Raw genomic sequence first — 25,993 nt, forward strand, 5'->3', positions numbered from 1 at the left:
CGGCCGCCGCGCAGCAGCTCTGCCTGCAGCCGGCCACGCTGCCGGGCCGCTGCGCCGCGCGTCGCGGCGGAGACCAGCGCCGCATCGGCCTCGCGCGCCGCCAGCTCCAGCCCGTACGCGTCGTCCAGCGACGCGAGCAGCGGCGGATAGCCCTGCGGTGGCCGGGCGATATTGAGCGGTCCCTTCACGGCATAGTAACGGCCGTTGTGGTCGATTTCCCGCACCTTGTGCGGGTGCATCCGCACGCCCGTGCGCTGGTCATAGACGAGCGCATCGTCCTCCCAGCTGTCCCACAGCGCCTTGAGCGCCTCGGCGAATTCGGCCGCGCAGTCGGCGCCGCGCTCCGCCTCGCGGCCGAAGCGGGCTGCCGAGGCGGACGGTCCCGCCATCAACAGCGCGCCGGCGCGGCCGCCGCTGATGTAATCGAGCGCCGCCAGCTTGCGCGCCACGTGATACGGCTCGTGATAGGCGGCGTGCACCTCGCCGAGCAGCCCGATGCGGCGCGTCGCCGACGCCAGCGCGCCGAGCAGCGCCAGCGGCTCGAACACGCCGGGCGCGGCCCCGATCTCCGGTGCGAGCAAGCCATGCAGCCCGGCTTCGTCGGCGGCACGCGCCATGCGCAAGCAGCCCTCGTAGTCCGTCGTATCCAGCCCGGCCGTGAGGAGCAGCGTCCCGGCTGCATTTGCCCCGGTCTGCAGCCCGGCCTCCTCCACCCCGGTCTGCTTCGCGGATTGCGACCTCACCGGCATCTCTGATCGCCCCCCTGCTTGCATTACGAATTGCCTCCCCGCCTGTGTCCTTGCTCCCGCCTCGGCTTGCATCGAAGATTGCGTCCCCGCCTGCAATCCGGCTTCCGTCCTTGCTTCCGCCCGCACTTCCGCTCCGGCCTGCGCCCCTGTCCGCGGAGCGCTCGCGCCCGTCCCGCTCATCGGCTAGCCTCCGCCGCGCCGACGCGAGCGCGGACCGTGTGCACCGGCGGCAATCCATAATGCTCGCGCAAGGTGCGGCCCTCATATTCCGCGCGGAACAGGCCGCGGCTCTGCAGCTCGGGCACGACCTTGTCTACGAAGTCGCGCAGTCCGCCCGGCAGATGCGAGGGCATCAGATTGAAGCCGTCCGCCGCCCCGTCCTCGAACCAGCGCATCATCGTGTCCGCGATCTGCGCCGGCGTGCCGATGACTGCCGCGTGGCCGCGCGAGCCCGCCGTGCGCCGGATCAGCTCGCGCAGCGTCGGCCGCTCCCGCCGCACCATCTCCTCGATCAGCTCGAAGCGGCCGCGGTTGCCGACGATCGCCTCGCGCTCCGGCAGCAGCTCCAGCGGCACCGGCGCATCGAGGGCGTAGCCGGTCAGATCGACCTTGAACAGCGTCGAGAGCCGCTGCAGCCCGTACGCCGGGACCGTCAGCTCGTCGAGCTCGCGCGCCAGCTCCCGCGCCTCGGCCTCCGTATCGCCGACGACCGTATACAGGCCCGGCAGGATCAGCAGCTCGTCCGCAGAGCGGCCGGCCTGCACCGCGCGCGCCTTCATCTCGCGGTAGAAGGCCTGGGCCCGCTCCAGACTGCTCTGCGCCGTGAACACCGCCTCCGCCACCCCGGCAGCGAACGCCCGCCCGTCTGCCGAGGAGCCCGCCTGCACGAGCACCGGCTCGCCCTGCGGCGTCGGCGGCACGTTGAGCGGGCCGCGCACGGCGAAATAGTCGCCGCGGTGGGCAATCGGCCGCACCCGCTCCAGCTCGGCGTACACGCCGCTCGCCTTGTCCGCCAGCAGGGCGTCCGGTTCCCAGCTGTGCCACAGCGCCTTGACGACCTCGACGAATTCGCCCGCCCTCCGGTAGCGCTCCGCATGCTCCGGCAGCGGCCGCTCGCCGAAATTGTAAGCCGCCCCCTCGCTCGCCGTCGTCACGATATTCCAGCCGCTCCGCCCGCCGCTGAGGTGGTCGAGCGAGGCGAACTTGCGGGCGATGTGATACGGCTCGTTGTACGTCGTCGAGGCCGTGCCGATCAGCCCGATCCGGCTCGTGACCGCCGCGAGCGCCGCCAGCAGCGTGAACGGCTCGAGCCCGTGCAGCACCTTGTGCCGCGCCGTCTCCGGCAGCACGTACGTGTCGGCCAGGAACAGCGAGTCCAGCTTGCCGCGCTCGGCGAGCGCGGCGATCTCGCGGTAATAGTCCAGCTCCGTGACGCGGCGCGGCGCGGTGTCCGGATGCCGCCACGACGCCTCGTGATGACCCGTATTCATCAGGAATAAGTTCAGATGCAATTGCCGCTTGCTTCCCGTCATCTTGCAGGCTCCCCCTCTCCTCGTCCGATCGATCGGACCGTCACAGCAGCGCCCTGCGCATCGTCCGCGACACCTGCGTCTCCTGCAGCTCCTGCAACGCCCCGCCCTTCCACGCCGCTCGCCCCGGCGCGGCCGGCGAGCGGACGCGCGAGCCCGTAATGCTCGCGCAGCGTCGTCCCGGTGTAGTCGCTTCGGAACAGGCCGCGGCTCTGCAGCTCCGGCACGACCTTGTCCACGAAGTCGCTCAGCCCGTCCGGCAGATAAGGCGGCATCACATTGAAGCCGTCCGCTCCGCCCTGCCGCCACCAGCGCTCCATCTCGTCGGCGATCTGCGCCGGCGTGCCGGCCATCGCGAAGTGGCCGCGCGAGGACGCCGTGCGCAGGATCAGCTCGCGCATCGTCAGCCGCTCGCGCCGCGCCAGGTCGACGTAGAGCGCATAGCGGCCGCGATGGCCGTTGACCTCCGCGCGCTCCGCCAGCCAGTCGACCGGCACCGGCTCGTCCAGCGGATAGACCGACATATCCGCCTGGAACAGATTGGACAGTCGCTGCACGCCGTAGTCCAGTTGAATGTGCCGATGCAGCTCCTGCTCGCGCTCCTTCGCCTCGGCCTCCGTGTCGCCGATGATCGGGCAAAAGCCGGGCAGGATCTTCAGCTCGTCCTGCGTCCGCCCCGCCTGCGCCAGCCGCGACTTGACATCCGTGTAGAATGCCTGGGCGTCCGCGAGCGAGCTCTGCGCCGTGAATACGACCTCCGCCAGTCTGGCCGCGAAGGCCTTGCCCGCCTCGGAGGCGCCGGCCTGCACCCGCACCGGCTGGCCCTGCGGCGGGCGCGGCAGATTGAGCGGACCGCGCACCGCGAAGCTCTCGCCCCGGTGATGGATCGGGTGAATGCGCGCCGGATCGGCATAGATGCCGCGCTCTCGGTCGGCCAGCACCGCCTCGTCCTCCCAGCTGTCCCACAGCCGCCGCACGACCTCTACGAATTCCTCGGCGCGCCGGTAGCGCTCGCCGTGCTCCGGCAGCCGCTCGCCGGTGAAGTTGTAGCCTGTCGCATCATTCGTCGAGGTGACGATATTCCAGGCCGCCCGCCCCTCGCTGATGTGATCGAGCGAGGCGAACTGGCGAGCCACATGGTACGGATGGCTGTAAGTCGTCGAGGCCGTCCCGATCAGTCCGATTCGGCTCGTGCCCATCGCCAGCGCCGAGAGCAGCGTGAACGGCTCCAGGCTCTGCAGCACCTTGTACTGGATCGTCGGCGGCAGCGCGTACGAATCAGCCAGGAACAGCGAATCCAGCTTGCCCCGTTCGGCCGTCCGCAGCAGCTCCAGATAATAGCTCGCTCTGGTCACCTCCAGCGGCCGGCTGCCGGGCAGCCGCCACGCCGCTTCGTGGTGGCCCGCACCCATCAGGAATACGTTCAGATGCATCTGCCTCGTCTGCCTCGAGGCCATCGGGCCCGGCGACGTCTTGTCCGCCTTTCTCGTCGATGTCGCCGTTGTCGCCGCTGCAACCTCTCCCGCCTTCGCTGCCTTTGCCGATTTTACAGATATCGCCACGTTTGCTCCCTTTGCACCCTTTGCAGCTCTTGCCGCCTTTGCCGCTGCCTTCGTCGTCGCGTCCATCGCATTCCCTCCTCCGGCGCTACTGCGCCGATACAGCCGCACGACCGCCCGTGCCTGCGACGGCGGCGGCCCGCGCTGGGCGCTCCAGCCCGTAGTGCTCGCGCAGCGTCTCGCCTTCGTAGTCCGTGCGGAACAGGTCCCGATTCTGCAGCTCCGGCACGACCTTGTCCACGAAGGCATCCAGCTCGGTCGGGAAGCACGGCGGCATCAGATTGAAGCCGTCCGCCGCCCCCTCCCGCATCCAGCGCTCCATCTCGTCGGCGATCTCCACCGGTGTACCGGTGATGGAATAATGGCCGCGCGAGGTCGCCGTACGCAGGATCAGCTCGCGAATTGTCAGATTCTCACGACGAGCCAGGTCGAGGTACAACTGATGCCGCGCCTTCTGCGAATTGATCTCGGCATTGTGCGCCAGCTCCTGGTACGGCAGCGGTCCGTCGAGCGGATAGCCGCCCAGGTCCATCTTGAGCAGATTCGAGAGCCGGTACACCCCGTAGGCCGGCTGCGTCAGCTCGTTCAGCTCGCGCTCCTTGTCCTGCGCCTCTGCGGGCGTATCGCCGATGATCGGGCACAAGCCGGGCAGGATCTTGGCGGCCTCCGGGTCGCGCCCGAGCTTCCGCATGCGTCCCTTCACATCGGCGTAGAAGCGCTGGCCGTCCGCAAGCGTATTCTGCGCCGTGAAGATCGCCTCCGCATGCCGCGAGGCGAAGGCGCGTCCGGTCTCCGAGGCGCCCGCCTGCACGAGCACCGGCTGGCCTTGCGGCGCGCGCGGCAGATTGAGCGGGCCCCGTACATGGAAGTGCTCGCCGGCGTGGCTGATCTCGTGCAATTTGGCCGGGTCGACGTACAGGCCGCTGGCCTTGTCGCCGACGATGGCGTCCTCCTCCCAGCTGTCCCACAGCGCCTGCACGACCGCCAGGAATTCATCCGCCCGCCGATAGCGATCCGTATGATCGGGCAACGGCTCCGCGCCGAAGTTGAAGGCCGTCGCATTGCCGGTCGAGGTGACGATATTCCAGCCTGCCCGGCCGCCGCTGATGTGATCGAGCGAGACGAACTTGCGCGCCACGTGATACGGCTCGTTGTACGTCGTCGAGGCCGTGCCGATCAGTCCGATCCGGCTCGTCACCATCGCGAGCGCCGACAGCAGCGTGAACGGCTCCAGCGCCTGCTGCACCAGGAATTGCATCGTCGGCGGCAGTCCGTACGAGTCCGCCAGGAACAGCGAGTCCAGCTTGCCGCGCTCGGCGGTCTGGGCCAGCCGTTGATAATAGCGCACGTCGATCACACCGTCCGGCCGGCTCCGCGGATGCCGCCACGAGGCTTCGTGATGTCCGGTATTGCGCAGGAACAGATTCAAGTGCAGTTGCTTTTTCTTGCCGCGAGTCATGAATCCACCTCTCCCTCAGTTGATAACGATTTTCATTTTCAATTTTAGTCAATCCCCACTCCTTAGACCATGAACATTTTTGTCCGATAATCCCATATCAGGAAAAAAAGCTCTCAGAATCGCGTGTGGCGGTTCCAAGAGCTTTTTCCTATTTTTTTACCGATCGATCACCGTCAGCATTTCGGCCGCCGGCGTGCGCGGCGCCGCCTTCGGGATGATGCGCGGGTAGCCGATGTGCAGCACCGCGACGATCTTTTCGCCGGGCTGCACCCCGATCGCCTCGCGGAACTTGGGGTTGTACATGTACGGATTGGACTTCCAGACCATGCCGATCCCTTCCTCCCAGGCGACGAGCTGCAGATTTTGCAGCAGGCAGCAGACCGCGGCGAAGTCCTCGTCCCACTGCTTCTGCCGCGGATCCTCGCGCAGGATAACGATCACATGCAGCGGCGTAGTCAGAAATTCAGTGCGTCTGGCCTCGCCATACTTCTGACGTTCGTCGGCCGTATACGTGTCGAACACCGCATCCGTGAACACGCGCCGCCCCTCTCCCGTATACGCAATGAAGCGCCACGGCTCGCGCAAGTTGTGATTGGGCGCCCATACCGCGACATCCAGCAGCTCCGTCAACTGCTCGACGGTGACCGGATCGTCGGTGAATCGCCGAACCGTGCGCCGCGCCTTGATCAACTGTGCAATGGTGCTACCCGTCGTCAAGCTGTTCGTTGCCATTGCTTCTCCCCCCCTTCTATGCTCAGCCCGGCCGCCGGTTGCGGTAGAGCAGGTAGATCAGATACGGCGCGCCAAGCGCAGACGTGATGATGCCCGCCGGGATCTCGAGCGGCGGCCAGAGCGCCCGTCCCAGCAAGTCCGCCGCCATCACGATCAGACTGCCACACAGCGCGGATGCGCTCAGCAGACGCAGACTGGACGAGCCGACCAATTGCCGCGCGATGTGCGGTCCCATCAGCCCGATAAAACCGATCGTCCCGGCCATCGCGACCGAGGCGCCGGCGAGACAGACGCAGATGAGCAGCAGCAGCGCGCGCGTGCGCTCGACTGCACTGCCCAGGCCAATCGCCAGCTCGTCGCCCAGCTTCAGCACGTCGAGCCGCCGCGCCATGATCAGCGCCGCCGGTACGAGTATCGCCAGCCAGGGCAGGAGCGGCCAGACATGGTCCCAGGTGCGGCCGTAGGTGCTGCCCATCAGCCACACCATCGCCTGCTTGACCGAATTGATATCGCGCGTCGTTACCCAGAACGTAATATATGCGTTGGCGGATGCCGCAATGCCGACGCCGACGAGCAGCATCCGCATCGGGGAGCTGCCCCGCCGCCAGGCCAGCGCATAGCTGAGCAGCGCCGCCGCCAGCGCTCCGACAAAGGCTGCGAAGGGCAGTGCCGCCACCGGAAAGGTTGGAATCGCGACGATCGCGGTCACCGCCAGCGCCGCGGCGCCGCCGTTGATGCCGATCACGCCGGGCGCAGCGAGCGGATTGCGGGTGAGTCCCTGAAGGATAGCGCCGGAGAGCGCCAGTCCAGCGCCGACCATGAAGGCGACGAGCGCGCGCGGTACCCTCAGCTCATGGATGACAAAGCGATACGCCGGGTCCCCGAGACCCACCACCGATTTCAAGGCTTCCCACATCGGAACAGGGAATTCGCCGATCATAATGCCGGCCAGCAGCACGGCGAGATTCGCAGCCGCCAGCACGGTCATGACCAGTGCCCAGCGGCGCAAGGACATAGCTCGTTGCACCGCCTATCCCCCCTTCCTCTGCGCCAGGTAGATCAGGAACGGCGCGCCCAGCACCGCCGTCACGACACCGGCAGAGATCTCTTCGCCTGGCAGGATGAAGCGTGCGCCGATATCCGCCAGCAGCAGCAGCGCCGCGCCGAGCAGCGCCGCATAAGGGATGATCCAGCGGTAATCGAGGCCGACAAGGAAGCGCGCGATATGCGGCACCGCCAGCCCGAGGAAGCCGATCGGCCCGGCGATTGCAACCGCGCCGCCGACCAGACACATCACCGCCAGCAGGGCGCCAGCCTTGTACAGGCCGACCTTGAGCCCCAGCCCCTGTGCCACATCCTCGCCGAGACTGATCAGATTGATCTGCTTGCTCGCCATGATCGCGATCACCAGCCCCGCCAGCATGTACGGCAGGACGCGCAGGAACATGCCCATACTGCCGCCGGTCAGCGATCCGGCGAGCCAGTAGCGCATCTCGTCGAGCGACTGCTCGCTGAAGATGAGGATGCCTTGCACGAGCGACGCCAGCAGCAGATTGATCGTCGCGCCGGCCAGGATGAGCTTGATTGCGGTCATCCCCCCGCCGAGCGAGCCCAGCACATAGACTGTCAGACTGGCCAGCCCGGCGCCGAGCAGCGCCGCCCATACATGGATCATCGAGGATGTATAGCCGAACAGGAACATCGAGACGACGAGCAGCAACGCCGCGCCGTTGCTCCCCGCCAGCATCTCCGGACCGGCCAGCGCGTTGCGGCTGATCGCCTGCATGACGCTGCCCGCCACGCCGAGCGAGGCGCCCACCATCATCGCCATGAGCGCGCGCGGCACCCGGACAGAGCGTACAATGAGATGCTCCCGCGAGCCGTCGAAGGATATGAACGCATCGACGACCGTGCCGAGCGGGACCATCGACTTGCCGAGCGCGACGCTCGCCGCCAAGGCGGCCAGCACGAGCAGGCCGCCGGCGATCAGGCCTGTGAGCCGTATATTCATCGCGATCCCCCCGTCTCCGACGCGCGCCTAGTTATCATTACGCGCCAAGCGGCGAGTCGGAGGCTCGAAGCCGCCTTCCCGCCGCAAGCGTTATTGGGCCAAAAACTTGGCATAATCGTCGATCATCAGATTCACGGCCTGGATGCCGTGACCGCTCAGCCACACTTCCCAATCCGCCGGATAGACGCGATCGTTCTGCACCGCCTCGAGCGTCTGCCACAGTGGGCTCGTCTTGATCTTCTGCTCGAAGTAATCCTGCTCGGTCTCGCGTCCGAACAGAATGATGACATCCCCGTCCAGATCGGCGATCTGCTCCTCGGTTACATTAAAGTTAAAGTCGTCGTCGCGGTCCTGCAGCGCCGGACGCTTGATGCCGACCTTCTCGGCGACGCCGCCCGTGAAGCCGGGCTTCAGATAGACGGAGACGCGGTCCTTGCGCGGCCGCAGCAGCGACACCTCGGTCGTCTCCAGCGCGTCGCCGAGCGTGCTGTGCAGCTCCGCGATCTTCGCGTCCAGATCCTCCAGCAGCTGCGCTGCCTCGGCTTCCTTGCCGGTCACGGTCCCATACACGCCGAGGTTCGCCTCCCACTGACCGCCGCCGACCTCGGTGAACACCGTCGGCGCGATCTGCGACAATTGCTCGTAGATCGCCTCATGCGTGTCCTTCAGCCCGAGGATGACATCCGGCGTCAACGAGGCGATCGTCTCCAGACTCGGCTGCTCCACCGTGCCGATATTGGTGATGCTCTCCGTGCCTTGCAGGTAGGAAGCGAAGCCGTCCTCCACAGCAATGATGGACGGCGCGCCGACCGGGGTCACGCCGAGCGCCAGCACGCTGTCGAGCGCCCCGTTGTCGAGCACGACGACCCGCTCCGGATGCAGCGGCACCTCGGTGTCGCCCATCGCGTGCGTGATCGTTTGGGTCTGCGCTTCGGCGGAGCTCCCCTTGCCGGAATCCCCGGCGGCAGCCTGTCCGCCAGCGTCATTGCTGGATGATTTGTCGTCCTGCTGCGTGTCTTCCCCCGCTTGGTCCCCTTCGCTTCCGCCAGCGGCTTGCTCCGTCGCCGGCTCCTTGTCCCCCGTATTGTTCGAACCAGCCGGCGTGTTGCCGCAGCCCGCCGCGAGCAGCAGCAATACCAGCAGTGCAGCAAACCATAATGTGCGTGACCTGACCATCTTCTTAAAAACCTCCCTGGAATTATCCCGGCCCTTGCGGACCATTATTTGATAATGATTCTCAACGAGAATGATACGGATTTCGACGGCATTTGTACATATCTTTTTTTGTCCGCTTCCCTGCACAGTTTTGTCCGGCTTTTCCGGCGTCGGTGACCCTCCTCCGCTTCCGCCGCTCCCTTTGTCCCTCTACTTCCTCTACTTCCTCTGCTTTTTCGGTTCCTGTTACTCTTCTACTGCTTCTCCTGCTTCTACTGCTTCTACTGCTTCTGCTTCTGCTGCCTCTTCGGCTCCCCTTGCCTCCGCTGTTCCTTTTTTCTCGACTTCCTCCCCTCTCTGTTCTCCGCACAACAGATGCGGCATGCACGCAGCTACTCTAACGGACACCAGCGACGCTTAGCGAGCATTTGGGCCCTTTTCCAACACCACAACCCTCTCTAAGCGTCTCGCTTGTCCGTTAGACGATGAAGGAGGCCAAAAAACAACGCTAAGCGCCTCCTATGTCCATTACAGCCGAATTGCGCCTGCACGACCATTGCACCATTACCATTACCGTTGTCGTTGCCGTTGCCGTTACCACACCTGCACTATTGACCTTGCTGTTGCTGTTGCTGCTGTTGCTCATGCTTTGCCCTTGCTATTCGCATAAGTATGAGCATAGATATTGACATTGATAATTATTATCAATTAAAATCAGATCAGACGACATGTATTCCGACTAATACGACAGGAGATGCTGCTATGAAACGGCGTACCCTCCTCTTCCTCTCCGCCGTCCGGCATATCGATCGCACGCGATGGAGCGCTGCCGCGCGGCGCGTGCCGGCGCCGATGCTGGCCGTGCTCGCGAAGGGCTCCGGCACGCTGATGATCGACGGCCGCGCCCGCCAGATCCGGGCGCAGCAGCCCGCCCTGCTGCTGCCGGGCGAGCTCGTCCGCTTCGACGCAGACGGCGCTTTCGCCGGCTATCTGCTGCTGCTCGAGCCGGTGAGCGTGGTCAAGGGCGCGCGGCGCTGGGAGACTGTGGACCGTCACCAATGGCCGGCGCCGCTGCGTGACGGAGAGCTCTGCCTGCGCAGCGCTGCTCGACTGGACGCGCAATTAGCGCAGCTGCACGACGAGGCGCGCCGGCCGCGCCGCCAGCGCGACGACGAGCGGCTGCAGCGGCTTTTTCGCGCGTGGTACGACGCCATGCTGGAGGATGCGGCCTCACAACGCCAGGCCCCCGGCGATGACAGTCTGCAGCGCAGCGTCCGCTACATACACCGCCATCTGCATGAGCCGCTCAGTCTGCCGCAGCTCGCGGAGATGGCCAATCTGACGCCGACCTCCTACTCCCGCAAATTCAAAAAAACGATGGGCGTCGCCCCCATCGAATATATAACCCGTGCGCGCATGAAGGAGGCCAGAGTCCGTCTCGGCGAGGAAGGCGGCAGCGTCAAGGAAGTGTCCGCGCTGCTGGGGTTCAACAGCGAGTTCTATTTCAGCCGGGTGTTCAAGCAGACCGTCGGCATCGCCCCGCAGCTCTATCGGCGCAGAGCCGCGCTGCGCCTCGCCGTGGCGGCCTGCTCCGACTTCGCCGGCATCCTGCGCTCGCTCGGGGTGCGTCCGGTGGCCGCCTGCAATTGCTTCCATTACCCGGATACCGGCGTCGAGATGCACGAACGAACGGTGGCGGCGCAGCTCCATGCGCTCGGCCGTCTGCAGCCCGAGCTCATCCTGATCGATCGCTATCATCGCGAATATGAGCCGCTGCTGCAGCAGATCGCCCCGACCGTATGCGTCGATCACCGGAGCGACTGGCGGCAGGTGCTGCGGTCGATCGCCGAGCTCGTCGGCCGCGAGCGCCATGCCGGGCAGCAGATGCAATGGCTCGCGCATCGCTCCGACGACGCCCGCAAGCGGCTGCGCGCCGCGCTCGGCAGCGCCAGCCTCACGGTGCTGCGCATCACCGATCGGGCCGTGCGCATCCAGGGTCTGCCCGACCATCCGATCAACGACCTGGTCTACGGCGCGCTCGATCTGACGCCGGGCTGCGCCGCCGAGGCGCTCGATCACAAGCTCGAGGTGGCCCCGGAGCAGCTCGAACGGCTGGACTTGCACGCCGATTATCTGTTCGTGCAGCGGCTGCGCCGTCGTCCGCAGAGCCGGCTCGTGCTGCAGCGGCTGCAGAGCAGCCCCTTCTGGCAACGGCACGAGGCCGTACGCTCCAAGCGCGTACGGCACATCCCCAATTGGTACGCCATGAGCTGGACGCCCGGCGGGCGGGACGCCATCATCGAGACGCTGCTCCGCCTCCACGACACGAAGCCGATCCAGCCCTACTAAGGGGTGCATCGGCTTCGTTGCCGTGTATGCGAGCGCAGGCGCGGTCGGCAAAGGCATGCGACAGGCGCGGCTCAAATGGCAGCGCAGCTGGTTCCAGGACACCGGGACGAAGGCGGACACCCTATTCACCCTATTCACCCTATTCCGCGAGGCCGGACGCAGGCGGGCTGCAGGAGCTCGCGCGGCATTCGCCTGACGGACTTAAGCCTTCGTTCGCGCCCGCAGGCCGCAGATGCGTGCCGGCTCACGCCCCGGCCTCGCGCGGAGCGTGCTCGGCGCGGCGTCTGCGCGATGCGCCGACCGCCCGCCACGTCCAGCCCGCGCACAGCAGCATCAGTCCGGCCGACAGCAGGAAGACCCCGCGCAAGCCGACGAAGCCAAAGGCCGCGCCCGACAAGAGCGGGCCCAGCACGCTGCCGAGACTGACCGCGCTCGTGTCGAAGCTGTAGGCCCGCGCCTCCATGCCGTGCGGCACATGGCGCTTGATCAGCGTCCGCACCGTCGGGATAAGCCCGCCGATGCAGACGCCAAGCAGCAGCCGCAGTGCCAGCAACTGCCAGTACGCCTCGACTGCGGCATGGAGCGCCGCGATCCCGCACGCGCCGAGCATGGCCAGCAGCAGGATGCGCTGCGGTCCGATCCGGTCCGAGAGCCGGCCCAGCAGCGGGGCGAAGATCATGTTGGAGATGCCGGTGACAGCGCTCACCAGCCCGACGTACAGCGCCAGATCGGCGCCGTCTCCGTGCAGCTCGCGCACGAATAGCGGGAGGAACGGCAGCGCGCCGGTGAGCGCGAACTGCACCATCATGCTCACGCCGAGCAGCGCCGGGATCTCCCTGTGCCGCCACAGGGCACGCAGTCCTTCCAGCACCGACGCCGTCTCCCCGCCCGCCTCTGCGGCCGCGCGACGCTCGCGATCGCGCACCCACAGCGCCACCGCCAGCGCGGCGACGAGCATCGTCGCGCCAGTGATCAGGAAGACGCCCCGAAGTCCGATCCAGCCTGCCAGCAGGCCGCCGAGCAGCGGACCCATGACCGTGCCCGCGATATTGCCCGAATGCAGCGTGCCCATCGCCATGCCGAGCTTACCCCGCGGCGTATTCGTCGCGACGATCGCCGTTGCCGACGAAGAGAAGCCTGCGAACGCGCCGTTCAGCAGCCGCAGCAGCAGCAACTGCAACGGCGTCTGCGCCAGTCCCATCGTCGCCATCACCGCCGCCATCCCGAAGGCCGCCCGCAGCAGCATCGGCTTGCGCCCCCAGCGGTCAGCGAGCCGGCCCCAGATCGGCTGGCAGACGAACAGAGCGAGATAGTGCGCGGCGAAGATTGCCCCGGCCCACAGCCCCGAGCGCGCATAGCTCGCGCCCAGCTCCTCCAGGTAGAGCGGCAGGAACGGGATGACCATCGTGGCGCTGCCGGTCACGAGGAAATTGCCGGTCCACAGGACGGCCAGGTTCAGCCGCCAGCCGCGTCCCCCCTCGTCCTCGACGCCGGAGGGCGGGGACGAATCGCAGCCGCGCCGCGCCGCCGTCATGCGCGCAGCGGCGCCTGCGCTGCAGCCGGTGCGGCGATCCGCGGCGGCGCCGTCCGCCCGTAGTGCTCGCGCAGCGTGCGGCCGCTGTATGCGGTGCGGTAGATGCCCCGCGCCTGCAGCTCCGGCACCACCTTGTCGACGAAATCGTCCAGTCCCTCCGGCAGGTACGGCGGCATCAGATTGAAGCCGTCCGCCGCGCCCTCCTCCAGCCACTGCGCCATCGCGTCGGCGATCTGCCCCGGCGTGCCCGCCATGGAGAAGTGGCCGCGCGAGGAGGCGGTTCGCATCATCAGCTGCCGGATGCTCAGTCCCTCCGAGCGGGCCATGTCGAGGAACATCTGCTGGCGTCCCTTCTGCGAGTTGATCTGCGCCGTCTCCGGCAGCTCGGCATAGGGCAGCGGGCCGTCCAGCGGATATGTTGACAGGTCGAGACCGAGCAGGTTGGACAGCCGGTACAGCCCGTATTCGGTCTGCGTCAGCTCGTGTAGCGCCTGCTCCTTGTCCCGCGCCTCGGCCGCCGTATCGCCGATGATCGGACAGAATCCGGGCAGGATGCTTACCTCCTCCGGCGCGCGGCCGTGGCGGGGCAGGCGTGCCTTCAGATCGGCGTAGAAGGCCTTGCCCGCCTCCAGACTATGCTGCGCGGTGAAGACGGCCTCGGCCGCCAGCGCCGCGAACGCCTTGCCCGTCTCGGACGCGCCCGCCTGTACGAGCAGCGGATAGCGCTGCGGCATCGGAGGCAGATTGAGCGGGCCGCGCACTGTGTAGTACGCGCCCTTGTGCAGGATCGGCCGGATCTTGTCCGGGTCGGCGTAGACGCCGCTGTCCTTGTCGATGACGAGCGCATCCCGCTCCCAGCCGTCCCACAGCCCGGTCGCGACCTGCAGGAATTCCTCCGCGCGCCGGTAGCGCTCGCTATGCTCGGGCAGCCCTTCCTCGCGGAAGTTGAGCGCCGTCGTATTCCCGGTCGAGGTGACGATATTCCAGCCGGCCCGCCCGCCGCTGATCAGATCGAGCGAGGCGAACTTGCGGGCGATGTGGTACGGCTCGTTGAACGTCGTCGAAGCGGTGCCGATCAGCCCGATCCGCTCGGTCGCCATCGCCAGCGCCGACAGCAGCGTGAACGGCTCCAGCCCATGCAGTACCTTGTACTTGATCGTCGGCGGCAGCCCGTACGCGTCGGACAGGAACAGCGAGTCGAACAAGCCCCTTTCCGCCGTCCGGGCCAGCTTCACATAGTAGTGCACGTCCACCGCGCGCTCCGGCGCGCTGCCGGGGTGGCGCCACGACGCCTCGTGATGCCCCGTGCTCAACAGGAACAGATTCAGATGCAGTTGCTTGCGCGCGCGTTCCATCGATGCGCTTCACTCCTTGCTTGGTCAGATTGTCGCACGCCTGTCACGACTCCAGATAGAGCTGCCGGGGGTGCGGGTGGCTGAGAAAATCATGGTGCGAGATCGCCCAGCCGTACGCTCCGGCATATGGAAAGACCGCAATGTCGCCGACGCGTACGCGCTCCACCGGCACGTCGCGCGCCAGCGCGTCCTTGGGCGTGCACAGCTCGCCGGCCAGCGTGATGCGACAGCGGCGCAGCTCCGGTCGCGCAAAAGGATACGGCCACGCCTCGACCGGCAGGATGCGGAACGGATGGCTGTGCTGCCACGAGGCCGGCAGCCGGAAATGATGCGTGCCGCCGCGCAGCAGCGCGTAATGGCTGCCGTGGTTCGTCTTGACGTCGATCACCTCGGCGGCGTAATAGCCGCTGGCGGCGGCGATGTAGCGACCGCACTCGAAAACGAGGCGCAGCCCAGGGGGACGCAGCGGCGCGATCCGCTCCGCCAAGCCCCGTACGAAGCCGTCCCAGTCGAATTGCGCGCCCGCGTCGCGATAATTGACGCCGATGCCGCCGCCTGCATTGAGCGTCGCCGTCTCCAGCCCGAAGACCGCCATCCATTGCCGCGCCCGCGCGCAGTAGCTCTCCAGCAGCTCCAGATGCGTGTCACAGCTCAGATTGTTGGACAGCGAATGCAGGTGAAAGCCCTCGATCCGCACATGTTCCAGCGTCCGCGCCAGCTCGGCCAGCTCCGGCAGACGACACTCGTCGATGCCGAATTGCGACCTGCTGCCCGCCATGACCAGCGTCGCGTCGGGCAGTGCGTCTCCGACATTGACGCGCAGCAGCACCGGCGCGACGAGGCCGCGCGCCGCCGCCAGCCGGTCCAGCCGCCGCAGCTCCAGCGGGCCCTCCACATGAATATGACGCACGCCGCGCTCCAGCGCCGCCGCCAGTGCCTCGTCGGTCTTGACCGGACCGCCGTACAGGATCGGCACCGCCGCCCCGGCGGCCGCTCGTACCTTGGCGATCTCGCCGGCCGAAGCGGTCTCGAAGCCGTGCACGATGCCCGCCAGGGCGCGCAGGATCGGCGCCTCCGCGTTGGCCTTGACCGCGTAGAACAGCTCGCAGCCGTCCGGCAGCGTCGCGATCAGCCTGGCTGCGTGCGCCCGCAGCTGCGTCAGGTCGTACACATAGGCGCAGACGGGGCGCGCCGGGTCTTCCCGCTTCGCCGCCGAGAGCCGGGCTGCGACAGGTGGCGGCACATGGAAGAGGCTGCCTGCCGATGCCGGATCTGCTTCTACCCCTTCGGCCAGTGCCGCATCTGCTTGTGCCGCATCTGCTTGCACCGCGTCGGCCAGTGCCGCGTCTGCCGGTGCCGCGTCTGCTGGCCCCCTGTCATCCGGATCTGCGCTGACCGCCAGATTTGCACCGCCGGTTCCGCTTGTCGACGGCTCGGACGCCGGGTCCGCTGCCTTCCCATGCACCGCACGCCCTCCGGCCTCCTTGCCCTGCGCCGGGCCAGCCGGTCCTGAGAAGCTCGACGCACGCTCCGCGCTGGCGGCCGCCACCTCTACGGTCGCCAGCGGATTGGGCACCGCGACATAGTCGGGTGTTTCGCCGCGCCGGCGGAAGGCGCTGACCAGGTTGGCCTTGGCCGCCCAGCAAGGCCGGCCAAAGAACGCGTCCGCGAGCCCCGCATCCGCTGCCCGCAGCGGCGCGGACGTCCGCACCGTTTCGTACACCGTGCGCCACAGCCGCCGTTCATCGGCCTCCAGCGCCTCGGCGAGCACGGCGACGAGATGCCCGAAGTGATTGACCAGCACGTAATATTCGAAGCGCTGCCAGGCTTCGGCGTCCGCGTACATCGCCGGATGGTCGGCACGCAAGCCGCTCTGGCCCCGATCGCGCGCGACGCTGATGCTCGCCCCCTCCAGATCGCGGACGAAGAAGCGCGCCGGCCAGCCGTCTTCCAGCGCGATCAGCGCATTCTGCGCATGCGCCTCCAGACTGACCCCGCGCGCGGCGAACAGCCAGAGCAGCGGCGCCAGCGCGAGCTCGGCGTAGCGAGCCAGCCATTGGGCGGCGAAGGCTTCGTCTGCCGCCGTCCCCCGCGCGCCCGCCGCCTGACGTACGAAGAGGCCGAGCGGCGCTTGGCCGTCTGCCGCATCCGGCTCCAGCAGCGCGGCCACGACCATCGGGCTGTCGCGGTCGGCGAGCTCCCCGGCCGGGGTCGCACGAGCCGGATTGCGGCGATACACGACGCCAAAATCCGCCTCCAGCGCACGCGCCTCCGCCGCGTCCCCCGGCTGCGCCGCCTCTCCGGTCCGCTCCGCCGGATCGGCCTCGCCGCCCTCGCCGCGCAGGCTGCCCCCGCCGATCGCCCCTGCTCCGGCCTCATGCGACGCTGCCGCGCGGCCCCCGCTCGCCGTCATCGTCCGACCGCCGTCATGCTGCCGGACCTCGCCGGTCGCCTCCAGCGCGGCCGGGTCGAGCGAGCGGCCGGCATCCTCGAGCAAGATCACGAAGCTGTCGCCGTACGGATGCGCCTGTGCCAGCGCGGCCAGCACCCGGCTCGCCTCCAGCGCACGCGTCAGGTGCTCCGCCGGATTGGTGCGGATGAAGTGAGTGAGCCGCACATGCAGCGGCAGCTTGAGCATATGCGCGGCCTGCGGCTGCCAGACCGTGCGCACCGACGAGGTCGGATAGACGGGCGCGCCCAGCGCGCCGAGCGCCACGAGCCTCCCTGCGGCGATCAGCCGCCGCACTGCGGGCCGCTCCAGCAGATACGCGGCCTGCCACGGATGCGCAGGCAGCAGCGCATACCCTTGCTGGGCCGGCGCGAGCCGCTCCCGCGCCGCCGCGCGCACGTCCTCGGGCTCCGGCGACGCGGCCGGCTCGTCCAGCCGCATCTCCCGCAGCAGCGCGGGCGCGACCGCGAAGTAGTGCAGGACAAAAGCCGCGCCCAGCTCCGGGGCGTACGCCGCGCGGTCCGCCGCCGTGAAGCCTTGCGAGCTCTTGGGCGCCGGATGGAACGGATGGCCGAGCCGCACGCCCTGCTCGGCGCGGCGCACCCGCTCCGCGCCATGCAGCGCAGGCAGCGGCAGCGTCTCGCCGGCGGCCGCCTCGAGATAGCTGCGCATATTGCGGATTGAGCTGTCGATCCGCTCCAGCATTGCCGCATGCGCAGCCGCCGCTGCGTCATTGTCGCCTTCGCGCCGGGCCAGCTCGCCCAGCAGGACGTCTGCCAGCTCGCGCGCGCTATCGAGGCGGCGGGCGGCGTCAGATTCGGCCTCTCGCGATGCCGCTCCTCCCCCATCTGCCGCAGACGACGCGCACCGGATCGCCCACCACGCCTCGCCGTAGCGATGATGCCCCATCGCCGACCAGCGAAGCAGCGTTCCGGCGATCGCAGTGCCCGAGTGCGGCAGCGTCACCACGAGCGGCACGCCGGCCAGCTCCGGCTGCGCAGGCGCAGAGCGCGGCGCCCGCCGCCATGCGGCACGCAGCCTCTCCGGCATCGCTGCGAGCGCGGCGTCGCCCGTCAGCAGCTGCGACGCACGCCAGGCCATGCCTTCCGCGGACGCCGTGGCGGCCTCCGGCGGCTGCGACGGCTCAGATACACCGCCAGCCACCGCTTCCTTTGCCAGCCCCGTCGCCTGTCCCGGCGTCGACGCAGCCGCGGGCGACGCATTCGCAGGCTCTGCACCGGCCGGCTCATCCGGACGGCTGCCCCCGCCCATGACGCACTCGCGCACGTACGCGTTGAGCAGCCGCTCGGCGTGGGCGTGCTCGGCGACGACGCCGGGCGCCAGCGGCAGGGTCGCGGTCCGGCCCGTCACGAGTGGCCTCCGGCCGCCGCCTCCAGCGCGCCGAGCAGCTCCAGCGGCTGCCCGAGACCGGCTGCCCGGGCGCGCTCGTAGATCGCGTGCGCACAGGCGATATCCTCGATCGCCATGCCCATCGGATTGAGCACGACGATCTCGTCCGCCCTCTCCCGGCCCGGCCTGCGCCCGCAGACGATCTCGCCCAGCTCGGCATGCAGCCGCTCCCGGGTGAAGCGGCCTTCGGTGACGAGCTGATGCAGCACCTTTTTCTCCCGATTCGCCTGTTCCCAGTCGTCGACGACGATCTTGTCCGCGCACAGGAAGACGTCCTTGTGCAGATCCATGATCGAGATGTTGCTGACGAAGGCGCCGCGCCGCAGCCATTCGTACGGGATATAAGGACGGTCGGCCACTGTGGCGGTGACCACGACCTCGCCCGCCCGCACCGCCGCCTCCGCCGTCGTCTCCGCGCCGAAGCGCACCCCCGGGTAGCGCGCGCCCAGCGCGGCGGCCAGCTCCGCTGCGCGGGCGCCGTCCAGATCGTGCAGATGCACCTCGGCAATCGCCGGGAAGTGCTCCAGCAGCGCCTGCAGCTGCATCCGCGCAATCGCGCCGCAGCCGATGCAGCCGACGCTGCGGAAGCCGCGCCGTGCCAGATGGCGCGCCCCGACGACCGTCACGGCCGCCGTCCGCATGCCGCTGATCAGCCCCGCTTCCAGGATCGCAATCGGGTAGTTGCTCTGCGGGTCGTTCAGCACGATCACCCCGCTCGCCCGCTCCAGGCCCCGTGCCGCCGGATTGTCGTGCTTGCTGCCGATCCACTTGATGCCCGACACCGGCGCCGCCCCGCCCAGATGCGCCGGCATGGCGATGATGCGGTCGGCGATGTGGCCGTCCTTGCCCGCCGCCCTTAGATACGGCTTCAGCGGCTGGACGAAGGCGCCCTGCGCATGCAGCGCCAGCGCTTCGCTTACCGCCTCCACATACAGCCCCGCCGACTCGCCGCCGGCCCGCCGGATGTCCTCGCGATTCAGGTACAGCATCGTTGTCATGACTCGGTTCCCCCTGCCTGCTTTAATGTTGCGAGCCACTGCTCGTCGTACACCGTGTCCATGTAGCGGTCCCCCCGATCCGGGAATACCGTCACCACCGTCGCCCCCGGACGCAGTCCGGGCAGCAGCTTCGTCAGCGCGGCCACGACCGAGCCCGATGACCCCCCGGCGAAGATGCCCTCTCGGTTGAGCAGGGCCCGACAGCCTTCCGCCGACTCCAGATCCCGCACGTGCACCACCTCGTCGATCTCCTCGCGGCGCAGCAGCTCCGGCACCCGGCTCGCGCCGATGCCGGGGAGCTCCCTTGCGCCGGGGGGCGCGCCGAAGATGACCGAGCCCGCCGCATCGACGGCGATCACCCGGAGCGCGGGATGCGTCTCGCGCAGCCGCCGCGCGAAGCCGAGGATGCTGCCGGTCGTGCTGACCGCGCATACGAGGTAATCGATCGGCCCCTGCAGCTGCTCCGTGATTTCCCGCGCGGCTGTGCTGTAGTAGGCCTTCCAGTTCCATTCATTGGCGTATTGATTGATCCAGTATGCGTCCGGCTCCGCCTGCAGCAGCTTCTGGACGCGCCGGATGCGCGTATGCAGATAGCCGCCCTGCTCGTCGCGCTCCGTCACCATATCGATGGTTGCGCCCATGCTGCGCATGATCTGCAGATTGGTCTTCGCGATCTTGGGATCGACCACGCAGGTCAGCTTGAGCCCTTTGATCTTCGCCACCATCGCCAGTCCGATACCCAGGTTGCCCGATGTGCTCTCGATCAGCCGCGTATCGGCGCCGATCAGGCCGTGGCGGATCCCCTGTTCGATCATATACAGCGCCGAGCGATCCTTCATACTGCCGCCCGGATTCATCATCTCCAGCTTGGCGTAGACCCGGATATCCGTATCCGAAAAAAGACGCTGCAGCCGTACCAGCGGCGTGCCGCCTACGCAATCGACCACCGACGTGAGCGTCGGTCTCTCCGCTTGCATCGCATGTGCCTGCACTCGGTTCACTCCCTTCCTATGCCTGTGTGCGTCCTTGCTCCCGCTCAGCCTCGTGCAGCGGATTGGGCACCGCATGATTGCGGACGACCTGCTCCCCGAACAGCCGGCGCCGCGTCAGCTGGCCGACCTCGATCGTCTCCGCGAACAAGTCGTAACGAGCCGCGCCCGCCGCACCGTACGCCGCGACGCAGGACCTCGCCTGCGCCGCCGCCGCGCGCCAAAAGGCGCGCTCCGACAGCCCATAATGCGTCTCCAGCAGCTGGCAGAGATCCGCCAGCATGATCTGGAAGAACGAGTCCATCAGAAAATTGCGAATCTTGTCCACATTATCCGTCTCCATCGGCGAGGTGCTGTAGCTATTCGGGTGCAGCGGATCGGAGTCGAGCAGCCCGCGCAGCAGCGGCCGCTCGCGCCCGTCGCGCGTGTAGAAGCGCACCCCGCCCGGGAGATCGCGCAGCGCCAGCCGCGCTGGCCGCTCCTCACGCAGGAGCAGCAGCAGATTCTGACCGTGCGACTCCATCGCGATGCCGTGCCCGAGCAGCAGGCGCAGCAGCGGCCGCATGCTCGCCGCCAGCAGCAGCTCCAGCCACGACTCCACCCCCTGAGCGCGCACCCAGCGATCGATATACGGCGTGCCGTCCGCGCCGACATGACACAGCGCCGTGAACGGCACCGCCGTCTCGCCCGCGCGCAGATGACCGTGCACGCTCTCGCGCCAGATCGCGCCGAGCGCGCCGTAGCCCGCGGCCCGCAGCGGCTCCGGCAGCCGGTCGTAGCGATACGAGACGCCGGCGTGCTCGCGCAGGACGACCAGCCCGAGCTCGCCGTGCAGCACCGGATCGCCCGAGACGACCTCCGCCAGCCAATCCGAGAGGATCGGTCCGTTCGTCACATGATGCGTGCCGAGGATGCGAACGGCGGATGTGTTGACGATGCCCAGCGCGGTCTTGACCTGGTCCTTGGCCGGATGCGAGACGTTCGACAGCGTGCGGAGCGACTGCTGCGGCATATAAGCGTCGTCGCCCTCGCCGAGCACCGCGATCCGCCCGTCCGCCAGGAAGCGATGGTACAGCGGGGCCACGCGGTGCGTCCACTGCCACGGATGCACCGGCAACGGCACGTACGACTCCGGATCGCGGCCCTCGGCGGCGAGCCGGCGCAGGAAGCGCTCCAACACCGGCTCGCCCAGCTCCCTGGCGAGATGCGCCTTCCAGTCCGTCCGCGGCGAGCATGCCAGCCGCACATCGTCCCGATGCACGGCCAGCCACAACAGCCGCAGGCGCGGGTGGAACTCCGGTCCGTAGCGCATGTTGTCCTGCAGGCTGAAGCCGATGCGCGACTTGTAGCATGGGTGATAGGGATGCGCCCCCAGCACATCACCCTCCAGTTCCTCCACTGTGCGCGCGCCGCGTACGGGCGCACACTGCCGATGCGCCCGCGCCGACGCGTCCTTGAGCAGGGTCTGCTCCAGCTCGCGCGCGAAGCGCGTCAGATGGCGCGGCTCCTCGACCAGCGCCCCTGCGATCTCTTGCAGGAACAGCGCGAGGTCAGCCGCCTCCGCCGTATGCCCGTCGTACGTCCGCAGGACCGGATCCCCGGTGAGCCGCAGCTTGCCGAAGGTCAGCTTGGCCTGCGCCCGGCACATATAACGCACCGCCCGGCCCGCCTCGTGTGCGCCCTCAATCACGATCTCCCACTCGTCCTCTGCCGTCTCCCTCCGGCTGCAGGCCACCATTTGCTCGTAGAGCAGCGCCTCCAGCAATTGCCTGAATACGCGCCGCCTCGCCTCCGTATAAGCAGGCATCCCGACGAGCCGCCCCACATCTGCCGCCGCAGCGGTCGCAGCGCCAGGCTCAATCTCGCTCTCCATCATCCTCGCCCCTCGCTTCCTGTATGTCGGTGCGCGTACAGCGGATTGGACACCCGCTGATCGCGCGCCGTCCCTTCGCCGAGCATGCGACGCGCCGCCAGTCGTCCGACCTCGACCGTCTCCGCGAACAGGTCGCACGCCGCATAGACGTCCCTCCGCCCGGGATATTCACCCTCGTAGCGCCTGATCGCAGCCGCCGCATAGGCCCAAAAGCGCGCCTCGGGCCAGCCGTAATGCACATCCAGCAGCCGCGCCAGCTCCGCCAGATTGACGAAAAACAACGCATTGTGCAGCACGTCCCGCACGTCGCTGTAGCTGCCGGTCTCCGGCAGCCGCTGCGGATCGGCGCCCTCCCCGGCGTAGAACAGCACCCCGCCCGAGAAGTCCTTGGCTGCCAGCCGCTCCGGCACGCCGCGCCGGTGGACGAGCAGCAGATTCTGCGCGTGCGCCTCGATCGCCACGCCGTGCGCATACAGCAGGTGCAGCAGCGGCTGCAGCGTCACATCGAGCAGCCTGGTCAGCCACGGCGCGACGCCCTCGGCGCGCACCCAGGCGTCGATATACGGGCGCCCGTCCGCTCCGATATGGCACAGCACCGTGTATGGCACGGCCTCTTCGCCTGCCTCAAGGCGGGAGCTGACGCTCTCGCGCCAGATCGCGCCGAGCGCGCCTTCGCCCGCCGCCCGCACCGGCGCAGGCAGTCGCTCGCTGCGATAGGCCATGCCGAGCCGCTCCGCCAGCAGGATCGGCCGCCAGCGCGTGCGCAGCGCGTCGTCGCCGCGCAGGATCGCCGCCAGCCGCGCCGACATGCGCGGCCCGTTGCGAGCATGACGCGGACTGATCGTGCGCAGCGCCGACGTATTACGGATGCCGAGCGCCAGCTTGACCGTCAGCCGCTCGGGCGCGCTGCGATTGGCGAGCGCGCGAATCGACTGCTGCGGCGCGTACCAGTCCGAGCCTTCGCCCAGCGCCACCATCCGGCCGCGCGCGAGCTCGCGGAAGTACAGCGTCGCCGCCGACTCCCGCCATTGCCACGGATGCATCGGCACGAGCACATAGTCAGCCGGATCGCGACCGCCCCCGCGCAGCCGCGCCTCATAGCCGGCGAACGCCGGCTCCCCGAGCTCTTCCCGGAGGATAGCGCGCCAGTCCGCCCCCCCTGCCCCGTCCGCTGCCGTCACCTCCACGTCCTCGCGCCGCACGGCCAGCCACTGCAGCCGCAGCCGCGGGTGGAATTCCGGACCGTAGGCGGCGTTGTCCGCCCGGTCAAAGCCGATGCGCGACTTGTAGCACGGATGATACGGATGCGCCTCCAGCACGTCGCCCTCCAGATCGTCGCAGCTGCGCGATGGGTGCCGTACTTGGCAGACCTGATCGCCGTCGTCTCCCTCAGCGCGCGAAGCGTCGCTGAAGGACGGCCGTCGATCGACCGCATGCTCCGCAAGACGGCCCCGTCGCCAATAGCGCGCGTCGGCGTCGTTGAGCAGCGTCTGCTCGAGCTCCCGCGCAAATTCCGCGAGCTCGGCGGGTGCGCGGCCTTGCGCGCGGGCCATATCCGCGAGGAAGACAGCCGGGTCCATCGCCTCCTCCGTGCGCCCGGCTTGCATACGCAGGATCGGCGCGCCTTCGAGCCGGATGCGCCCGAAGCTTGCGCTTCGTCCCCCTGTGCACGCGTATCGCACCTCCGCGCCGTCCGCTTCCCGGCCCGTGATATGAATTTCCCCCTTTCCCCCATCCGACTCCGTCATCGTGAAGGACACCAGATTTTCGTACAGCAGCGCCTCGATTAATTGCACCCACACCCGCCGCCGGGCATCCGCATATTCCGTTGAACCGGCCACATTCTCTATACACGGCAAGTGAAGATCATTCATGACCACAGCCTCACCTCGGCTCTTTATATTCAATAATGATTTTCATTATCAATGATAAATTGCACATCGCCGCCCGTCCATGCAGCTTTTTGTCCGATCCCATGACCTTGCCTGAGCACGTCGCGTCATGTCTAACCACTGATTCCTGCAGCTAATGGATGCAGCATAAGACAGCTAATCCATCAGGCGGGCAAACGGACGCACCTCAGCTAACGGTTGCCCGCGCGCTTATTTCGATCAATTTCAGGCGATTTCCAGGCTAGCGGTTGCCACAGCGCTTATTTGGCTTCAATCGCGTTTTTTCGATGGATTTCAAAAAAATAAGACCTGTGGCAACCGTTACAATTCAATCGGCGCTTTTTTGGGCGCAATAGCCGCTGTGGCAACCGTTAGGTTCGTTGGCGAATGGTGAAGGGATAAGAATAGGGATAAGGACGGTTTCAATCGCAGCAGGTTATGCTGTAATGGACACTAAATCGTCAATCCCTTAACCGTTCGGCACCTCCAAAAAAGTAAGGCCGGACCCGCCTTTCGGCAGATCCGGCCAATTTACTCACCTGATTAACGATTAACGCGTTTAATGCTTCGCCTGCTTCACCTTTAAACCTCGCAACCATCGAATTCAACGCCTGAGCGGCCTATCGCTTGGCTGCGCCAAACCACTCCCAGATCGTATTCATCGTCTGCGCGAGATTGGACACCGAGCCGCGACCCGCCACCGGAGAGAAGTAATCGGGGACGCGCCCCTCCACGTCCAGCATCGCCACCTGCCCGGGCGCATAGTAGCGCCGCCCCTTCTCCCGGGCATTGTACAGCAGGCCCGGATAGCGATGCGAGGCGAAGCGATACTTCGCATGCGACCAGCTGCCCTGCCAGACATGGGGATCGCTCTCGAGCAAGCCGCCCTTCTTGGCGATATAGCCGACCCGCTCCCGGAAGCCGTGTCCGATCGGCACCTTCGGCGAGCCGACCTGGACGACGAAGCGCACCTCGCAGCCTTCGGCCTCGAGCAGCTCCGCTGCATGATAGGCCGCAGCGCCGCCGCTGCCGCAGCCGATCAGCAGCAGCGGATCGCGCGCCCCGAGCGTGCGGACGAGCCGCCGCACCCGCACTCCACCCGCAGAATGCGCCGCCTGCTCCGGGTAGAGCCGCACATCGCGGCGGGCTTCGCGCAGCTGCGCGAAGCGATTGCCATCCTCGTAGGGCAGCACCACCCGCGTAATCGCGACCAGCCCGCCTTGCTCGAAGCGGTACTTGAGCGCCTCCGCCAGCGGCCGGAACATCTCCTCATGCGTCCACGCTCCCGCCACCAGATAGATATTCACTACGCGCCTCATGCGCATTCGCCTCCTGTCGCTCCGGATGGGCGTCGAATGCATTCCGCGCCTGCGCTCGTCGTCCCTCACGCTGTCCTGGGCGCGCCTCATCCGCCCCGTCCTTATAACCAGGGCCGCAATCGGGCATACTGGTGCCATCCGCGGCGCATGCCGCCGCAGCACTACTCACGAACAGGGCCGGCCATGGCCTGTCCGCATCGCCCAAGGAGGTGCCGCCATGCAAGAATGGATGAAGTGGCTGGCCGAGCACTGGCTCTCCGTAGTCGTGATCGTCGGCATCGCTGCCGCCGCGCTCTACGTCTACGCCAATCGCGAGCGCCTGCTCGGACGATGACCGCCAATACCGCAAGCTCGTCCGCCGTTCCCGGACGCATGACCAGAATCAAGCATCCACAAAAGCACGGCCTCCACAGACGCACAGTACTCCGGAGCGCACGTCTTTCCCGTACGCGCAGTGCTCCCGGAGCGCACCTCGTCCCCGGACGCACGATCGGCCGCCGTATCGGAGGATATCCGACCCGGCAGCCGATTCGCGCGCGACTAGTACACAGTAGCACAATTATAGGATCACATTTTAATTAGAACTGGGCAAGTCTTCCAACATGCGATAGAATAAAGACAATTTATAGAA

The 25,993-nt window shown here is 67.5% G+C and carries 17 protein-coding genes; 1 reads left to right on the forward strand and 16 read right to left on the reverse strand.

The window, feature by feature from the left end:
* From IDH44_RS25050 to IDH44_RS25085, 8 genes are all read right to left on the reverse strand, one after another.
* A partial coding sequence (locus tag IDH44_RS25050; RefSeq protein ID WP_190921562.1) for an LLM class flavin-dependent oxidoreductase occupies positions 1 to 929 on the reverse strand: 929 nt, incomplete at its 3' end.
* Positions 926 to 2,281: an LLM class flavin-dependent oxidoreductase gene (locus tag IDH44_RS25055; RefSeq protein ID WP_190921563.1), complete on the reverse strand. Its 1,356-nt coding sequence runs from the start codon at positions 2,279 to 2,281 to the stop codon at positions 926 to 928. The genes IDH44_RS25050 and IDH44_RS25055, both read right to left, overlap by 4 nt.
* Entirely contained in the window at positions 2,278 to 3,735 is a 1,458-nt protein-coding gene (locus IDH44_RS25060) for an LLM class flavin-dependent oxidoreductase (RefSeq protein WP_190921576.1), read from the reverse strand. The genes IDH44_RS25055 and IDH44_RS25060 overlap by 4 nt, the downstream gene beginning before the upstream one ends.
* Before the next feature lie 190 nt (positions 3,736 to 3,925).
* On the reverse strand, positions 3,926 to 5,296 hold the full coding sequence (locus IDH44_RS25065; RefSeq protein WP_190921564.1) for an LLM class flavin-dependent oxidoreductase: 1,371 nt from the start codon (positions 5,294 to 5,296) through the stop codon (positions 3,926 to 3,928).
* Positions 5,297 to 5,452: 156 nt separating this feature from the next.
* The gene (locus tag IDH44_RS25070) at positions 5,453 to 6,028 is read right to left on the reverse strand and encodes a nitroreductase family protein (protein ID WP_190921565.1); all 576 of its coding nucleotides are present in this window, start codon (positions 6,026 to 6,028) and stop codon (positions 5,453 to 5,455) included.
* Positions 6,029 to 6,050: 22 nt separating this feature from the next.
* The gene (locus IDH44_RS25075) at positions 6,051 to 7,055 is read right to left on the reverse strand and encodes a FecCD family ABC transporter permease (RefSeq protein WP_317890256.1); all 1,005 of its coding nucleotides are present in this window, start codon (positions 7,053 to 7,055) and stop codon (positions 6,051 to 6,053) included.
* A gap of 3 nt (positions 7,056 to 7,058) precedes the next feature.
* Positions 7,059 to 8,039 carry a FecCD family ABC transporter permease gene (locus IDH44_RS25080; protein ID WP_190921566.1) on the reverse strand — a complete coding sequence of 327 codons (981 nt, stop codon included), beginning with the start codon at positions 8,037 to 8,039 and terminating at the stop codon, positions 7,059 to 7,061.
* 90 nt (positions 8,040 to 8,129) lie between these two features.
* Positions 8,130 to 9,215: an ABC transporter substrate-binding protein gene (locus IDH44_RS25085; protein ID WP_190921567.1), complete on the reverse strand. Its 1,086-nt coding sequence runs from the start codon at positions 9,213 to 9,215 to the stop codon at positions 8,130 to 8,132.
* A 741-nt stretch (positions 9,216 to 9,956) separates the two neighbouring features.
* Here IDH44_RS25085 and IDH44_RS25090 point away from each other — a divergent pair.
* Entirely contained in the window at positions 9,957 to 11,543 is a 1,587-nt protein-coding gene (locus tag IDH44_RS25090) for a helix-turn-helix domain-containing protein (RefSeq protein ID WP_190921568.1), read from the forward strand.
* Positions 11,544 to 11,787: 244 nt separating this feature from the next.
* Here the strand turns inward: IDH44_RS25090 and IDH44_RS25095 are convergent, their stop codons facing one another.
* The 8 genes from IDH44_RS25095 to IDH44_RS25130 form a co-directional block, all read right to left on the reverse strand.
* Entirely contained in the window at positions 11,788 to 13,077 is a 1,290-nt protein-coding gene (locus IDH44_RS25095; RefSeq protein ID WP_190921569.1) for an MFS transporter, read from the reverse strand.
* Positions 13,074 to 14,432 (reverse strand): LLM class flavin-dependent oxidoreductase, encoded by a 1,359-nt coding sequence (locus IDH44_RS25100; RefSeq protein ID WP_190921570.1) that lies wholly within the window; start codon positions 14,430 to 14,432, stop codon positions 13,074 to 13,076. Before IDH44_RS25100 ends, IDH44_RS25095 begins: the two co-directional genes overlap by 4 nt.
* A gap of 43 nt (positions 14,433 to 14,475) precedes the next feature.
* Positions 14,476 to 18,252, reverse strand: a complete 3,777-nt coding sequence (locus IDH44_RS25105) for an IucA/IucC family protein (RefSeq protein ID WP_190921571.1) — start codon at positions 18,250 to 18,252, stop codon at positions 14,476 to 14,478.
* Positions 18,249 to 19,289, reverse strand: a complete 1,041-nt coding sequence (gene sbnB, locus IDH44_RS25110; protein WP_190921572.1) for a 2,3-diaminopropionate biosynthesis protein SbnB — start codon at positions 19,287 to 19,289, stop codon at positions 18,249 to 18,251. Before sbnB ends, IDH44_RS25105 begins: the two co-directional genes overlap by 4 nt.
* Positions 19,286 to 20,266 (reverse strand): 2,3-diaminopropionate biosynthesis protein SbnA, encoded by a 981-nt coding sequence (gene sbnA / locus IDH44_RS25115; RefSeq protein ID WP_190921578.1) that lies wholly within the window; start codon positions 20,264 to 20,266, stop codon positions 19,286 to 19,288. Before sbnA ends, sbnB begins: the two co-directional genes overlap by 4 nt.
* Positions 20,267 to 20,297: 31 nt before the next feature.
* A complete protein-coding gene (locus IDH44_RS25120) occupies positions 20,298 to 22,154 on the reverse strand; it encodes an IucA/IucC family protein (RefSeq protein WP_190921573.1) in 1,857 nt (618 codons plus the stop codon).
* On the reverse strand, positions 22,151 to 24,025 hold the full coding sequence (locus IDH44_RS25125; protein ID WP_190921574.1) for an IucA/IucC family protein: 1,875 nt from the start codon (positions 24,023 to 24,025) through the stop codon (positions 22,151 to 22,153). Before IDH44_RS25125 ends, IDH44_RS25120 begins: the two co-directional genes overlap by 4 nt.
* A gap of 638 nt (positions 24,026 to 24,663) precedes the next feature.
* Positions 24,664 to 25,362: a hypothetical protein gene (locus IDH44_RS25130; protein ID WP_190921575.1), complete on the reverse strand. Its 699-nt coding sequence runs from the start codon at positions 25,360 to 25,362 to the stop codon at positions 24,664 to 24,666.
* Positions 25,363 to 25,993: the final 631 nt, after the last annotated feature.

This window comes from Paenibacillus sabuli, from assembly GCF_014705605.1.
In the GTDB taxonomy this organism is placed as follows: domain Bacteria; phylum Bacillota; class Bacilli; order Paenibacillales; family Paenibacillaceae; genus Paenibacillus_D; species Paenibacillus_D sabuli.